This window comes from Bradyrhizobium sp. CCBAU 11361, from assembly GCF_028128935.1.
In the GTDB taxonomy this organism is placed as follows: Bacteria; Pseudomonadota; Alphaproteobacteria; order Rhizobiales; family Xanthobacteraceae; genus Bradyrhizobium; species Bradyrhizobium niftali.
The window spans coordinates 111,384-125,290 of the sequence record NZ_LBJZ01000187.1 but is presented as its reverse complement, the minus strand read 5'-3'; the positions used below and the strand labels follow the sequence as shown (position 1 = coordinate 125,290).

The window sequence follows — 13,907 nt, the reverse complement described above, 5'->3', positions numbered from 1 at the left end:
GTGACCGGGCCCGGACCGAATGTCACGGCAACTTCACTTGCCATGCACACGCGTGCGGGCGAGCTTCGCGGCGTCTCAACGAGGAGATCCTGCCGTGCGCCTTCCCATTCTCGATCCGAAGGATCTGACCGACGAGCAGAAGCCGCTCTATGACGACATGCGAGCCGGCATCAGGGACCATTTTAAAGGCTTTGTGAACATGCGCGACGACGGCGCGCTGCTCGGGCCCTGGAATCCCTGGATCCGCGAGCCGCGCTTCGGCAAGCCGGTTTGGGATCTGGTCAAGGCGATTGCGTCAAACCCGCTGCTGCCGGCGCCGGTGCGCGAGGTCGCGATCCTCGTCACCGGCTCGCATTTCCGTTCCGGCTACGAGCTCTATGCCCATGTGCTGGTGGCCGAGCAGCGCGGCCTCTCCGACGAGAAGCTCGCGACCATCGTCGCCGGGCAGCGGCCGGTGGATCTCACCAAGCAGGAGGCGGTCGCCTACGATGTTGCATCGGCGCTTGTGAGCGGCGGCGTGCTGCCGGAACTGACCTGGCGTGCCGCGGTCAAGGAATTCGGCGAGCATGGCGCGGCCGAGCTGTCCTATCTCGTCGGCGTCTATTGCATGGTCTCGGTCACGCTCAACACCTTCGACGTGCCGGTGCCGGAGTAGCCGGCGCCTTGTTCTGTTCGAGCATGATCTTTTCGGAAAACCGCTGCACACTTTTCCGGATCATGCTCTAATTCCGCACGGCGTAGAGCGGCGTGCGCAGCGTCAGCTGGTAGGACGGCTTTGGCATCCACGCGATCTGCGCGGTGATGCCGAACAGGCGATTGTCGTTGTCGTCCATGCGGTCGAGATCGAGCCGCAGGATCGGTTGGGTGAAGGACTCCGCCAGCGTTCGCCCTGCGATCCGCGCGCCGCCGAACGACTGCACGCCGAGCCGTCCGGTGAACTTCCAATTGCTCGGCCATTGGTAATAACCGCCGGCATAGAGGATCGTGTTTGGCCGGATACTGGCGAACTGGCTCGCGATATCGGTGTGGGTGTATTGCACGCCGGCAAGCCAGCCCCGCGTTTCGTCCTCGTCGAGCGCGTAGTCGAATTCCAGGATGTTGTTGAACGATGTCGTCATACCCTGCTCGTTCGGCACCGACTGCGTCAGGGTCGATTGCAGCGTGATGGTCGGGATTTTCCCGCCGTTCTGCTGATAAAGGTCGGCCTGCACGCCGATGTTCCAGCTTGTGATGTCGAATGCCGACCAGCCGCCGCCGATGTCCGTCGTCGAGCCCGACACGCCGCCATAGAGCGAGACGCGATCACTGACATCGACCGTCAGCGGCAGGTCGACGGCAATGGATTTTGCGGCGGGCAGGCCGTTCGGCAGCGTCGTGCCCCCGCGCGCCGCCAGCGCTTGGAACGCGGCCGACAAGGACGTGTTGCCGAAGCTGATCCCGAGCGTGCCGGCGGGTATCGTCGCATAGGTCGTTCGAAGATCGAGATAGAGGTTCGGGACATCAGGCTTTGCGGATTCGTCCTTCTCGTCACCGGCAAAGGCAGCGCCCACCGACATCGTCAGGCACAACAGTCCCATCGCAGCCGCGCGCAAGGCCTGAAGGTTCGATTGGCGGTGATGAGGCACGTGACAATCCGACGCGTGGCGATTTAATGGCGGAACCGTTGTTAGATGGAACGTGATCGTTCGTGGGGTCAAGCGCTATCCGCAAGCGATGGACTGCACGGATGCACGCGGTTACTCTGCCGTGATCGCACCGACACACGCGCCGGCCGGAGTGCAGGCCGGACAATTGAAGGACGACAGCCATGAATACGTCACGCCGCATCCTGCTCACCGGTCTGGCGGGACTCGCCGTGGCCCCGACTGCCGTGGCCGCTGCCGTGCCGTCGCCCGAGCCCGACGACGTGACGGTAGCCGAAGAGCGGTTCGCGCGCACGATTGCGGCCGCCCATGCGCCCAATGTCACCTGCGTGCGGCAGGCCGAACGCTATGCGGATGCGCATTGGCCCGAATATGTAGTGGCAGCCAGAGCCGTGCTCGACGCGCGCGTGTGATTCGCGCTTTTACGTCTCCACCGCCCGCCGCACCTGTTCGCCGATCTGCGACAGCACGAGCTGTGCTTGCGGCAGGATCGCGCCCATGGCGTGGAAATTGTGGACCATGCCGTCATGGCAGACGTGCTCGACGGCGACGCCTGCGGCGAGCAGCTTGCGCGCATAGGCATTGCCTTCGTCGCGCATCGGGTCGAACTCGGCGGTATGGATGATCGCGGTCGGCAGGCCCGCAAGGCGGGTCGCGCGCAGCGGTGAGATGCGGGGATCGGCGGTATCGATGTTGCTGCCGGGCAGGTAGTCGGCGAGATCGGCCTCGATCGTGATGCGATCGATCAGATGGCCCTCGGCGAACGCCTCGCGCGAAGGCGAGGTCTCCTCGAAATCCAGCACCGGGCAGATCAGGCATTGCGCGACGATGGAGAGGCCGGCGTTCTGCAGCGCTTCCTGGCACACGATCGCGGCGAGCGTAGCGCCGGCGGAATCGCCGCCGACCACGAGGCGTTCGGCGTCGATGCCGAGGGACGACGCTTCACGCGCGACCCATTCGGTGGCGGCGATTGCGTCGTCCACCGCGGCGGGGAATTTGTGCTCCGGCGCGAGGCGGTAGTCGACCGAGACCAGGCGGCAGCCGGTGGCATGCGCAAGCGCCGCCGCGATGCGGTCGTGCGTGGCGATGCTGCCGGCAACCAGGCCGCCGCCGTGAAAGAACACGAAGCCCGGCGCGCGCTCGCTGGCGCTGGCGGGCGAATACAGCCGATAGGGAACCTCTCCGCCGGGGCCGGGCAGTGTGCCGTCGGACGCGGTCACGTCAGGCGCGTCAGCGCGCGCAAACTGCATCAGCTTCGCCAGCGACTGCCGCCGCGCCTCGACGCTCGGCCGGCTTCGCGCCTGCGGCCCTGCCGCAGCCATCATGGTCAACAAACGCTTCGCGAGCGGATCGAGCGGCATGGACCTTTCCTTCTCCCCTTGTGGGAGAAGGTGGCGCGAAGCGCCGGATGAGGGGTTCTCTCGGCAGATGAGATCGCGGATAGAGACCCTTCACCCGGCTTCGCTAGCGCGAAGCCACCCTCTCCCACAAGGGGAGAGGGTAACTCACCGCTTCCCCGCAGGGAATCATTTAGAATTTGGCCCCAATAGTCGTGCCATATTGCGGCATCACGCCAAGGGGAGGCCGGTCATGGCCGAGATCAAGAAACCCATCGAATATTCGCCGAGCTGGACCTTCTTCGAGGGCAAATGGCACGACGGCAATGTGCCGATCATGGGCCCGCGCACGCATGCGGCCTGGCTCGGCTCGGTCGTGTTCGACGGCGCGCGCGCGTTCGAAGGCGTCGCACCCGATCTCGACCGTCACGTCGCCCGAGCCAATCAATCCGCGGTCAACTTTGGCCTGAAGCCGGTGGTCGATGCCGGCACCTGGCTCACGCTCGCAAACGAAGGCATCGCGCGCTTCGCTGACAATGCCGAGCTTTATGTTCGTCCGATGTACTGGGCGCAGAACGGGGCGGGCGGCGGCGTGCTGTTCGACCCCGAGACCACCAACTGGTGCCTGTGCATCTACGAGGCGCCGATGCCCAAACCCGTCGGCAACGCCATCACGCTGTCGCCGTTCCGCAGGCCGACGGCCGAATGCGCGCCGGTCGAGGCCAAGGCGGCCTGCCTCTATCCCAACAATTCGCGCGCGCTGGCGGAGGCCGCTGCGCGCGGCTTCCAGAACGCGCTGATGCTCGACATGCTCGGCAATGTCGCCGAGTTCGGCAATTCCAACGTGTTCATGGCCAAGGACGGCGTGGTGTTCACGCCGGTGCCGAACGGCACCTTCCTCAACGGCATCACGCGCCAGCGCGTCATCGGCCTGCTTCGCGCCGACGGCGTCACCGTGGTCGAGACGACGCTGCGCTATGCCGACTTTCTCGCCGCCGACGAGATCTTTTCAACCGGCAATTTCGCCAAGGTCGCGCCCGTGATTCGCATCGACGAGCGCGAGTTGAAGCCGGGCCCGCTCTACACCAGGGCACGCAAGCTCTATTGGGACTTTGCGCATGCGGTGAAGCTGGCGGCGTAGGGGCCAAACGTCGTCATGGCGAAAGCCAGGACCCATTACCCCAAGAGGGCGTTTGGCGAAGACTCCTCGTCCGGGACTGCCATCGAACGCGACCGATAGATCACGCGGTATGGGTCCTGGCTTTCGCCAGGACGACTTGGTCGGAGCAGGCAGCGCGCTTTGGCGCCCGAAAAGCCCTACTCTTCCTTCTTCGACATCCGCTCGAGGCGTTCCTGCATTTCCTTCATCTGCTGGCGCAGATCGTCGATGTTGCTGTCCTTGGCCGGCTCGGCGCTCGCATCGGGCTCAGGCTCTGGCGCAGCCGCCGGGCGGACCGCGCCAGGCGCGAACGGCTTGAACATCGAGAAAGTCTGCTGGAACAGCTCCATGTTGCGGCGGACCTGTTCCTCCAGGGGCGCAAAGGGCGTGCCCGACAGCGTGTTGGCGATCTGCTTGCGGAACTTCTCCTGCTCCTGGGTCAGCGTCGCGATCGACTGTTCCAGATATTTCGGCACCACCATCTGCATGCTGTCGCCGTAGAAGCGGATGAGCTGGCGCAGGAAGGTGGTCGGCAGCAGGTTCTGGCCGGCCTTGTTCTCCTGCTCGAAGATGATCTGGGCCAGCACGGAGCGGGTGATGTCGTCGCCGGTCTTGGCGTCGTAGACCAGGAAATCTTCGCCATCCTTGACCATGGCGGCGAGGTCTTCCAGCGTCACATAGGTGCTCGTTCCGGTGTTATAGAGCCGGCGGTTCGCGTATTTCTTGATGGTGGTGGGTTGGTCTGATTTCGCCATGGGCTCTCACTTGCAAGACGCTGAGAACGGGAACCCGGCGGGCCAATGCCGCAGGGCGGGAAGAGTACGCAACGCAACAAAATAAGCATTTTCAAAGGGGTCACGCTACCGTTTTGTGCGCCACGGTTAATCGGGCAGCAAAAACGTGCTTGCGAAAGCGCCAAGAACGCTATTTTGAATGCGTTGCGGCATGAATTCGGCCACCGGCCGATTGACATGCCGCAATGACGTTAACAGGATGCCGTCCGAGACTGGCGAGCCGTTTCCCCAGCCCCGTCTGCCCCCATTCAACCCCAGGAGATGCCCATGTCAGACGATGTCGTCATCGTCAGCGCCGCCCGCACCGCGGTCGGAAGCTTCAACGGAGCGTTCGCGACCCTTCCCGCCCATGATCTCGGCGCCGTCGCCATCAAGGCCGCGCTGGAGCGTGGTGGCATCGAGCCCGGGCGGGTCTCCGAAGTCATTATGGGTCAGATCCTGACCGCGGCTCAGGGTCAGAACCCGGCCCGCCAGGCCTCGATCGCCGCCGGCATTCCGGTGGAGAGCCCGGCCTGGGGCGTCAACCAGCTTTGCGGCTCGGGCCTGCGCACGGTCGCGCTCGGCTATCAGGCGCTGCTCAACGGCGATTCCGAGATCGTGGTCGCCGGCGGCCAGGAATCGATGAGCATGGCCCCGCACGCCCAGTATCTGCGCGGCGGCGTCAAGATGGGCGCGCTCGAGTTCGTCGACACCATGATCAAGGACGGCCTGTGGGATGCCTTCAACGGCTACCACATGGGCAACACTGCCGAGAACGTTGCGCGCCAGTGGCAGATCACCCGCGCCCAGCAGGACGAGTTCGCGGTCGCCTCGCAGCAGAAGGCCGAGGCCGCGCAGAAGGCCGGCAAGTTCAACGACGAGATCGTCCCCGTCACCATCAAGACCCGCAAGGGCGACGTGGTCGTCAGCGCCGACGAATATCCGCGTCATGGCGCAACGCTCGATGCGATGGCCAAGCTCCGTCCCGCCTTCGAGAAGGACGGCACGGTCACCGCAGGCTCTGCTTCCGGCATCAATGACGGCGCTGCCGCCGTGGTGCTGATGACCGCGAAGCAGGCTGCCAAGGAAGGCAAGAAGCCGCTCGCGCGCATCGTGTCCTGGGCTCAGGCCGGCGTCGATCCGAAGATCATGGGCTCGGGCCCGATCCCGGCCTCGCGCGCCGCACTGAAGAAGGCCGGCTGGAACGTCGGCGACCTCGACCTGATCGAGGCCAACGAGGCCTTCGCGGCGCAGGCCTGCGCCGTCAACAGGGACCTCGGCTGGGACACCTCCAAGGTCAACGTCAACGGAGGCGCGATCGCGATCGGCCACCCGGTCGGCGCCTCCGGCGCACGCGTGCTGGTGACGCTGCTGCACGAGATGCAGAAGCGCGATTCCAAGAAGGGCCTTGCCACGCTGTGCATCGGCGGCGGCATGGGTATCGCGATGTGTCTGGCGCGCGACTGAAGATAGCTGACGCGCAGCTTACGTGAATCTTGCGCGTGCGCTGCACACATAAGTGAGTGCGTTGCACGCGACTAAAAAGGCGGCGATTGCAAATCAAATATTCTTCGCAACCGCATTAGCCTCGACTAAAGAGAAACGCCCGGCTCACGCCGGGCGTTTTGTTCTTGATGTCCGTCAAACGTCCCGCATAATCCGCATCTAAAACGATCACTCAGAAACGTCCGAAGAGTCCAAGGGAAGGAATACGATATGGCACGTGTTGCATTGGTGACGGGTGGTACGCGGGGCATCGGAGCTGCGATCAGCAAGGCGCTGAAGGCGGCGGGCTACAAGGTCGCGGCGAGCTATGCCGGCAACGATGCGGCGGCGGAGAAGTTCAAGGCCGAGACCGGCATTGCCGTCTACAAATGGGACGTCAGCAGTTTCGACGCCTGCGCCGAGGGCGTGAAGAAGGTCGAGGCCGAGGTCGGCCCGATCGACGTGCTCGTCAACAATGCCGGCATCACCAAGGACGGCGCCTTCCACAAGATGAGCCTCGAGCAATGGAACGCCGTGATCGGCACCAACCTCGGCTCGCTGTTCAACATGTCGCGCCAGGTGATCGAAGGCATGCGCGGGCGAAAGTTCGGCCGCATCATCAACATCTCCTCGATCAACGGCCAGAAGGGCCAGTTCGGCCAGGTGAACTATTCCGCCGCGAAGGCCGGTGAGATCGGCTTCACCAAGGCCTTGGCACTGGAGAACGCCAAGGGCGGCGTCACCGCGAACGCGATCTGCCCCGGCTACATCAACACCGAAATGGTGCAGGCGGTGCCGAAGGACGTGCTGGAAAAGTCCATCCTGCCGCTGATCCCGATCGGCCGCCTTGGCGAGCCCGAGGAGATCGCGCGCGCGGTCGTGTTCCTCGCCGCCGACGAGGCCGGCGCCATCACCGGCTCGACGCTGACGGTCAACGGCGGTCAGTACATGGTGTGATGCGATCGCATCACGCAGGCTGATATCGACGACGTCGTCATGCCCGGGCTTGTCCCGGGCATTTGTCCATGCACTGTCATTCCGGGGCGCCGCGATAGCGGCGAACCCGGAATCTCGAGATTTCCGGGTTCGGCTCTTCGAGCCGCCCCGGAATGACGAGGCGATTTAAATGACTCCCCGCACCGCGACGCTGATCGGATTGACCGCGATCCTGATGTGGTCACTGCTGTCAGTGATGACGGTGGCGACCGGAAAAATCCCGGCGTTCCAGCTCGCCGCGATGACCTTCGCGATCGGCGGCCTCGTCGGCCTCCTCACCTGGATCGGCCGTGGCGAGGCGGCGAAAAGCCTGCGCCAGCCATTGGTCGTGTGGGTGGTCGGTGTCGGTGGGCTGTTCGGCTATCACGCGCTGTATTTCCTCGCGCTGCGCTTCGCGCCGCCGGCTGAAGCCGGTCTGCTCAACTATCTCTGGCCGCTGCTGATCGTGCTGTTCTCGTCGTTCCTGCCGGGCGAGCGGCTGGCCGTGCATCACATCGTCGGCGCCGTGCTCGGCCTCGTCGGCACTGTGCTGCTGTTCGCCGGCAATACCTCCGGCTTTGCGCCGGGGGCGGTGCCGGGGTTGATCGCGGCCTTCATCGCGGCCTTCGTCTGGGCAACCTATTCGGTGCTGTCGCGCCGATTGAAGGCGGTGCCGACCGACGCGGTCGCGGGCTTCTGTCTCGCCACATCAGTGCTCGCCGCACTGATGCACGGTGCGCTCGAAACGACCGTGTGGCCCGAGACCACGCTGCAGTGGCTTTCGGTCGTCGCGCTCGGCATCGGCCCCGTCGGTGCCGCGTTCTACGCCTGGGACATCGGCATGAAGCGCGGCGACATCCGCGTGCTCGGCGCCGCATCCTATGCGACGCCGTTATTGTCGACCGGCTTCCTCATCGCCGCCGGCTTCGCCAAGGCCAGTGCCAACATCGCCATCGCCGCGGTCCTGATCGCCGGCGGCGGCCTGATCGCGGCGAAGGACATGGTGCTCAGGAAGCGGTGACTGTCATTCCGGGGCGCACGAAGTGCGAACCCGGAATCCATTGATCCGCGTCTACGGTGGCGAGATAGATTCCGGGTTCGCCGCTTGCGCGGCGCCCCGGAATGACGGTGTGGAGCTATGGCTCCCAGCCCTTCGGCGCGAGCTCGAACTTCGCGAACTCGAAGGCCGGCGCGACGGTGCAGCCGACCAGTGTCCATTCACCGGTTGTCTCGGCCATCTGCCATGCATCGGCCGGCACGATGGCTTGCGGTCGTTCGCCGCTCACGAGATCCGTGCCGAGGCGGACCTCGTGCTGGGAGCAACCCTCATGCGCGATGCGCAGCATCAGCGGGCTGCCGGCATAATAATGCCAGATCTCGACGGCATCGATGCGATGCCAGTGCGAGCGCTCGCCGCGCGCAAGCAGGAAGTAAATGAGGGTCGAGCGCGAACGTCCGTTGGCGTCCGTGGTCTGGTCGCGAAACGTCTCGCGATAGTGCCCGCCTTCGGGATGCGGTCGGAGCTCAAGGCGCGCGATGATCTCGGCTGCGGTCGGCATCGATCCCCGTCAGGGTTTGCTCTTCAGGACTTGTTCTTCAGGATTTGTTCTTGCGCTCGCGCAGCTCGCCGAACACCGCGGCGGCATCCGCACCCTTCATGTGTAGCCTGGCTGCGACCGCCGGGTCATCGGCGCGCAGGAACACGTTTGCTCGCTTCTCGTCACCAAGCAGTGAGGGGATCGTGGGCTTGTTCTCGGCGCGGAGCCTGGTCACCTCCGCCGCGCGCGCCTGGAGCGCCGCATTGTCGGGATCGACGGTGAGTGCGAACTTGACGTTGGAGGCGGTGTATTCGTGGCCGCAATAGAGCTTGAAATCGTCGGGCAAGGCCCGCAGCTTCAACAGCGAATCCCACATCATCGGGTAGGTGCCCTCGAAGACGCGGCCGCAGCCGATCGAGAACAGCGTGTCGGCGGCGAACACCGTCTTCTCGGTGTCGAACACGTAGGAGATGTGGTCGAGCGTGTGGCCGGGCGTCTCCACGACGCGCGCCAGCAGGTTGCCGATCTTGACCACGTCGGCATTGGCCACGCGCAGGTCGACGTTGGCGATCTTCGTGGTCTGGTCGTGCGGCGCGACGACGCGGCAATTATATTTCTGCTTGAGTTCGGCGACCCCGCCGACATGATCGCCGTGATGATGGGTGATCAGGATGTCGGTGAGCTGCCAGCCCTCCCGCTCCAGCGCCTTCAGGATGGGGCCGGCCTCCGGCGCGTCGATCGACGCCGTCGCCTTGGTTTCCACATCGTGGATCAGGTAACCGAAATTGTCGTTTAAACAGCTGAAAGTACGAATTTCGGCAGCCATGACATCTCCTTCGCGCTCAGCCCCGGCAGACAAATATGGCGTTAACGTTGCGCAGGCAATGCAATATTCGGCGCGCAGCCGCGGCCTTGCGCATGTTACATTGCCGTCATGAGCATCGACGTCGTCGACCTCCGCGAGTTCTATTCCCGTCGCCTCGGGATTGTGGCGCGGCAAATGATCAATCGCGGCATCAGGGAGCGCTGGCCGCGCGCCGAGGGCCAGCGCGTGCTCGGCATCGGCTATCCCACGCCCTATCTCGGGCTGTTCCGCGAGGACGCCGAGCGCTGCCTCGCCTTCATGCCGGCGGCCCAGGGCGTCCTGAAATGGCCTACGGGGCGGCCGGCGCTGGCCTCGCTGGTGGATGAATTCTCGCTGCCGCTTCCCGATTCCGCGGTCGACCGCATCCTGCTGGTCCACGCGCTGGAGATGTCGGACGATCCGGCTGCGCTGCTGCGCGAGGTGTGGCGCGTGCTGTCGCCGTCCGGCCGCGTGATTGCGGTGATCCCGAACCGGCGCGGCGTGTGGACGCGCAGCGACAATACGCCGTTCGGCCACGGCCGGCCCTATTCGCGCTCGCAGATCACCGATCTGCTGCGGCAGACCTGGTTCACGCCGACCGCCTGGGGCGAGGCGCTGTTCATGCCGCCCTATGCCGGCGGCTGGGTGCTGAAATCGGCGCAGATGTGGGAGCGCGCCGGGGCGGCACTGTCGCTGCCCTTTGCCGGCGTGCACATCGTCGAGGCCACCAAGCAGGTCTATCGCGCGATCCCCGCCAAGCGCGAGCGGGCGCGGCTGATTCCATCGTTGAAGCCGGTGCTGGTGCCGTCCTCGACGGTGACGCGCAGCTGAAAACAAATCGTCCCGGCGCGGGGGCCGGGACGATGCAGATCAGAAAATCAGAAGAACTTTACTCGCCGGGCGCCAGATCGTCGCTGGACGCGGCCGGAGCGGCTTCGCGCTCGGGGCGCGGGCCATGCGGCCGGCGCCGCCGGCGCGGAAAGCGTTCGCCGCCACCACCACCACCGCCCTCGAAGCCGCCCTGACCGCCAACATTCACTTGCGGCTGCGCGCCGGTGATGAAGGAGGGCAGGCGATCGACGCTGCCGGCATCGGCGATGACGGGCTGCGGCTGGTTCGGCGGCATTGGCTGCGGCTGATATTGCGGCGGCTGCGGACGATGGTCGCGTTCGCGGTGCTCGCGCGGCTGCTGGTTGTCGCGCTGGTACGACGGCTGGTTGTCGCGCTGCTGGTGATCACGCTGCTGATGATCGCGCTGGCCGTCGCGGTCGCGCATGAAGGGCTGCTGCTGTTGCGGCTGCGGGACGAAGCCCGGCTCCTGGCCGAAATTCGAGAAATTCTCGCCGTCGTCTTCGCCGTCGTCGCTATTGCTGCTGATGGGCTCGTCGCCGCGCGGCTGCTGGTTCTGGCGGAACTGCTCCTGGGCGGCCGCAATCAAGCGGAAATAATGCTCGGCGTGCTGGTAGTAGTTCTCGGCTGCAACGGGATCGCCCGAGGAGCGCGCGTCGCGCGCGAGCTGGAGATACTTCTCAGCGATATGCGAAGCCGTGCCGCGGATCTTGATATCGGGTCCGTTGGACTCGTAGACCCGGGTCATCGGGTTCTGGCCGCGCCGGTTGTTGTTATTGTTGTTGTTGCGGTTGCGCATCCGCTGCTTGTTCTGACCGTTTCTCATGTCCTGCCTTTAATTCCAGCCCTAAAGGTTGCACGCATTACTGATTGCTAGGAGTGACCTGATGACAGCGGTTCACATCGCTCGCGCGCACCGCACGCGAGAAGCGGCTTGAACCCTGCCAATGTTTGTCGACCGTCGCGTTCAACAAAGACGCGTTCCCCACCCGCCAGCATTCATCGCCAGCGAACCCATTCATTTTGCCTGCCAAAACAAGCCCTGGTTTCTTGCGTTAGTCTTCGCGCGCAATATCAGGCTTTCGTTCACTTTGCGGTCGGAAAGCTGCGCACCTCAATGGGCCATCGCGCTTAACAGGACCTGCGGCTTGGAACCTAAAATCAGTGAAGCTCTCGCTCGAGAGCCCGGCTTTCGCCCGTAGGTGTACGGGGCCGACACCGATGTGTTGAGTAGAAGGTAGTCGGTCCCAAGGGATATTCCAAGAAGTTTTTGCAGGCCAATCCGGCTTTTATGGGGGCATTTTTCGGGCCGAAACGGCCCGCGGGATACCCGCCAAATCGGCCTTGGCCGGCCTGTCCACCACTAACGCCGCAGCCGTCATCAGGGTTTCAATATTTCGGGCCTGGCCCTGTCCGACCTCGACGATCAGCGCCCCGCCGGGCGCGAGACGCTCGGCCGCCTGCGGGATCAGGGCGCGGTAGGCGTCATATCCGTCATTGCCGCCGTCGAGCGCCAGGTGCGGATCGTGCTCGCGCACCTCGACACTCAATTTCGGAATTTCGGCGGAGGGGATATAGGGCGGATTCGACACGATGAGGTCGAACGGACCACTGAGCGCCGCCAGATAGGAGCAGGCGACGAAGGCGGAGCGGTCGGCAAGGCCGAGGGCTGCGGCATTGCCCCTGGCGGTCTCGAGCGCGTTCGGGCTGAGATCGGTGCCGACGCCAAAGGCGCCGGGAATATCGTGCAACAGCGCCAGCAGGATTGCGCCGGATCCGGTGCCGATGTCGGCGATGCGTGGCTGGTGGATTGCCTCCTGCTCGCGGAAAAGTTCGAGCGCACGCTCGACCACCGTTTCGGTGTCGGGGCGCGGGACCAGGGTTGCTTCCGACAGGCGGAACGGCAGGCCCCAGAATTCGCGCATGCCGAGAATGCGCGCCACCGGCTCGCCCGCGATCCGGCGTTGCGCATGCTGCGCGATGCGCGAGGCCTCGGCTTCCGTGAGGAGCCGGGCGGCCTGCGTAATCAGGCCGGTGAGATCGAGGCCGAGCGCAGCACCAAGCAGGATGCGGGCGTCGAGCTCGGCCTCGTCGAGCTGCGCCGATCGCAGCTGCGCCGCCAGTGCACGCCGTGCGCTCTCGACCGATTGTCCGGTGAATCGGTCGCTCACGCGGGGCGTCACGCCGCCGCGCCTTGCGCGGCGAGCTGTGCGGCCTGGTGCTCGGTGGTCAGTGCGTCGGTCAATTCGCCGAGCGCCTCGCCCGCGATCACCTGCGGCAGCTTGTAGAGCGTCAGATTGATGCGATGGTCGGTGACGCGCCCTTGCGGGAAATTATAGGTGCGGATGCGCTCGCTGCGGTCGCCGGAGCCGACCTTTTCCTTGCGCTCGGCCGAGCGCGCCGCATCGACGCGTTGCCGCTCGGCGTCGTAGATGCGCGAGCGCAGGATGTTCATAGCCGAGGCGCGGTTCTTGTGCTGCGAGCGGCTGTCCTGCATCATCACCACGATGCCGGTCGGGATGTGGGTGATGCGGATCGCCGATTCGGTCTTGTTGACGTGCTGGCCGCCGGCGCCCTGCGCGCGCATGGTCTCGATGCGCAGATCGTCGTTCTTGATCTCGACGTCGACATCCTCGACCTCGGGCAGCACCGCGACGGTGGCGGCCGAGGTGTGGATGCGCCCTTGCGTCTCGGTGTCGGGCACGCGCTGCACCCGGTGCACGCCGGACTCGAACTTCAGCTTCGAGAACGCGCCGCGGCCCTGCACCTCCGCGATGATTTCCTTGTAGCCGCCGACGGTGCCTTCGCTTGCCGAGATGACCTCGACCTTCCAGCCCTGCAGGCTCGCGAAGCGCTCGTACATCCGGAACAGGTCGCCGGCGAACAGCGAGGCCTCGTCGCCGCCGGTGCCGGCGCGGATTTCCAGCACCACGTTGCGGTCGTCCATGGCGTCCTTGGGCAGCAGCGCGACGCGGATCTTCTGGACGAGATCCTCGATCCTTGGAGCCAGCTCGTCGCGCTCGGCTTCCGCCATGCCGCGCATCTCCGCATCCGTCGCGGGATCGGCGATCAGCGCCTCGGTGTCGGCGAGTTCTTTAACCGCGGACCGGTAAGTCTTGACCGCCTCGATCAGCGGCGTGATCTCGGCGAGCTCGCGCGTGATCTGCACGTAGCGCTCGGAGGCGAGCTGTCCGAGCGATTCGGCCTCGAGCGAAGCGTGATGCGCGAGCAGGACGTCCAGTTTGGCTTCAGGGAGTGACGACATCGGATAAAGTCTCAAATGGCGGAAGGCGGCGAGGCGGCG

Annotated in this window: 15 protein-coding genes; 7 read left to right on the top strand and 8 right to left on the bottom strand. The window is 65.0% G+C overall.

Going from position 1 to position 13,907, the window contains the following annotated elements; translation table 11 throughout:
• Window positions 1-94: 94 nt before the first annotated feature.
• Entirely contained in the window at window positions 95-655 is a 561-nt protein-coding gene (locus XI08_RS28110) for a carboxymuconolactone decarboxylase family protein (protein WP_271576862.1), read from the top strand.
• Window positions 656-722: 67 nt separating this feature from the next.
• Here the strand turns inward: XI08_RS28110 and XI08_RS28105 are convergent, their stop codons facing one another.
• Window positions 723-1,592, bottom strand: coding sequence for a hypothetical protein (locus XI08_RS28105; protein WP_271576895.1), 870 nt, complete (start codon window positions 1,590-1,592; stop codon window positions 723-725).
• 215 nt (window positions 1,593-1,807) lie between these two features.
• Here XI08_RS28105 and XI08_RS28100 point away from each other — a divergent pair, with 215 nt between their 5' ends.
• Window positions 1,808-2,056, top strand: coding sequence for a hypothetical protein (locus XI08_RS28100; RefSeq protein ID WP_027545283.1), 249 nt, complete (start codon window positions 1,808-1,810; stop codon window positions 2,054-2,056).
• A gap of 9 nt (window positions 2,057-2,065) precedes the next feature.
• On the opposite strand, the gene XI08_RS28095 is transcribed toward XI08_RS28100, so the two are convergent.
• Window positions 2,066-3,004, bottom strand: a complete 939-nt coding sequence (locus tag XI08_RS28095; RefSeq protein WP_271576861.1) for an alpha/beta hydrolase — start codon at window positions 3,002-3,004, stop codon at window positions 2,066-2,068.
• A gap of 229 nt (window positions 3,005-3,233) precedes the next feature.
• Here XI08_RS28095 and XI08_RS28090 point away from each other — a divergent pair, with 229 nt between their 5' ends.
• Window positions 3,234-4,121, top strand: a complete 888-nt coding sequence (locus XI08_RS28090; RefSeq protein ID WP_271576860.1) for a branched-chain amino acid aminotransferase — start codon at window positions 3,234-3,236, stop codon at window positions 4,119-4,121.
• A 176-nt stretch (window positions 4,122-4,297) separates the two neighbouring features.
• Here XI08_RS28090 and phaR read toward each other — a convergent pair whose 3' ends face one another.
• Entirely contained in the window at window positions 4,298-4,894 is a 597-nt protein-coding gene (gene phaR / locus XI08_RS28085) for a polyhydroxyalkanoate synthesis repressor PhaR (protein ID WP_027545280.1), read from the bottom strand.
• A 306-nt stretch (window positions 4,895-5,200) separates the two neighbouring features.
• On the opposite strand from phaR, the gene XI08_RS28080 reads away from it, so the two are divergent.
• The 3 genes from XI08_RS28080 (at window position 5,201) to yddG (ending at window position 8,393) form a co-directional block, all read left to right on the top strand.
• Window positions 5,201-6,379, top strand: coding sequence for an acetyl-CoA C-acetyltransferase (locus XI08_RS28080; RefSeq protein WP_271576859.1), 1,179 nt, complete (start codon window positions 5,201-5,203; stop codon window positions 6,377-6,379).
• Window positions 6,380-6,628: 249 nt separating this feature from the next.
• A complete protein-coding gene (gene phbB, locus XI08_RS28075; RefSeq protein ID WP_271576858.1) occupies window positions 6,629-7,354 on the top strand; it encodes an acetoacetyl-CoA reductase in 726 nt (241 codons plus the stop codon).
• 169 nt (window positions 7,355-7,523) lie between these two features.
• Window positions 7,524-8,393 carry an aromatic amino acid exporter YddG gene (gene yddG, locus XI08_RS28070; protein WP_271576857.1) on the top strand — a complete coding sequence of 290 codons (870 nt, stop codon included), beginning with the start codon at window positions 7,524-7,526 and terminating at the stop codon, window positions 8,391-8,393.
• Between the two features lie 115 nt (window positions 8,394-8,508).
• On the opposite strand, the gene XI08_RS28065 is transcribed toward yddG, so the two are convergent.
• Window positions 8,509-8,931, bottom strand: coding sequence for a cupin domain-containing protein (locus XI08_RS28065; RefSeq protein WP_011083055.1), 423 nt, complete (start codon window positions 8,929-8,931; stop codon window positions 8,509-8,511).
• Window positions 8,932-8,968: 37 nt separating this feature from the next.
• Window positions 8,969-9,736 (bottom strand): hydroxyacylglutathione hydrolase, encoded by a 768-nt coding sequence (gloB, locus tag XI08_RS28060; protein WP_271576856.1) that lies wholly within the window; start codon window positions 9,734-9,736, stop codon window positions 8,969-8,971.
• Between the two features lie 108 nt (window positions 9,737-9,844).
• Between gloB and XI08_RS28055 the strand changes: the two genes are divergently transcribed.
• Complete coding sequence (locus XI08_RS28055) at window positions 9,845-10,585, top strand: methyltransferase domain-containing protein (RefSeq protein ID WP_011083053.1); 741 nt, start codon at window positions 9,845-9,847, stop codon at window positions 10,583-10,585.
• A 58-nt stretch (window positions 10,586-10,643) separates the two neighbouring features.
• On the opposite strand, the gene XI08_RS28050 is transcribed toward XI08_RS28055, so the two are convergent.
• The 3 genes from XI08_RS28050 to prfA form a co-directional block, all read right to left on the bottom strand.
• Window positions 10,644-11,429 carry a DUF4167 domain-containing protein gene (locus XI08_RS28050; RefSeq protein WP_271576855.1) on the bottom strand — a complete coding sequence of 262 codons (786 nt, stop codon included), beginning with the start codon at window positions 11,427-11,429 and terminating at the stop codon, window positions 10,644-10,646.
• 463 nt (window positions 11,430-11,892) lie between these two features.
• Window positions 11,893-12,786: a peptide chain release factor N(5)-glutamine methyltransferase gene (prmC, locus tag XI08_RS28045; protein ID WP_442869865.1), complete on the bottom strand. Its 894-nt coding sequence runs from the start codon at window positions 12,784-12,786 to the stop codon at window positions 11,893-11,895.
• Window positions 12,783-13,868: a peptide chain release factor 1 gene (gene prfA / locus XI08_RS28040; RefSeq protein ID WP_135174921.1), complete on the bottom strand. Its 1,086-nt coding sequence runs from the start codon at window positions 13,866-13,868 to the stop codon at window positions 12,783-12,785. The genes prmC and prfA overlap by 4 nt, the downstream gene beginning before the upstream one ends.
• Window positions 13,869-13,907: the final 39 nt, after the last annotated feature.

Bases quoted from the DNA above. Each gene is read 5' to 3' on its own strand.
- XI08_RS28055 (WP_011083053.1), top strand. From the start codon at position 9,845: ATGAGCATCGACGTCGTCGACCTCCGCGAGTTCTATTCCCGTCGCCTC.
- XI08_RS28095 (WP_271576861.1), bottom strand. From the start codon at position 3,004: ATGCCGCTCGATCCGCTCGCGAAGCGTTTGTTGACCATGATGGCTGCG.
- gloB (WP_271576856.1), bottom strand. From the start codon at position 9,736: ATGGCTGCCGAAATTCGTACTTTCAGCTGTTTAAACGACAATTTCGGT.
- XI08_RS28080 (WP_271576859.1), top strand. From the start codon at position 5,201: ATGTCAGACGATGTCGTCATCGTCAGCGCCGCCCGCACCGCGGTCGGA.
- XI08_RS28090 (WP_271576860.1), top strand. From the start codon at position 3,234: ATGGCCGAGATCAAGAAACCCATCGAATATTCGCCGAGCTGGACCTTC.
- prfA (WP_135174921.1), bottom strand. From the start codon at position 13,868: ATGTCGTCACTCCCTGAAGCCAAACTGGACGTCCTGCTCGCGCATCAC.
- phbB (WP_271576858.1), top strand. From the start codon at position 6,629: ATGGCACGTGTTGCATTGGTGACGGGTGGTACGCGGGGCATCGGAGCT.
- yddG (WP_271576857.1), top strand. From the start codon at position 7,524: ATGACTCCCCGCACCGCGACGCTGATCGGATTGACCGCGATCCTGATG.
- phaR (WP_027545280.1), bottom strand. From the start codon at position 4,894: ATGGCGAAATCAGACCAACCCACCACCATCAAGAAATACGCGAACCGC.
- XI08_RS28100 (WP_027545283.1), top strand. From the start codon at position 1,808: ATGAATACGTCACGCCGCATCCTGCTCACCGGTCTGGCGGGACTCGCC.
- XI08_RS28050 (WP_271576855.1), bottom strand. From the start codon at position 11,429: ATGAGAAACGGTCAGAACAAGCAGCGGATGCGCAACCGCAACAACAAC.
- XI08_RS28065 (WP_011083055.1), bottom strand. From the start codon at position 8,931: ATGCCGACCGCAGCCGAGATCATCGCGCGCCTTGAGCTCCGACCGCAT.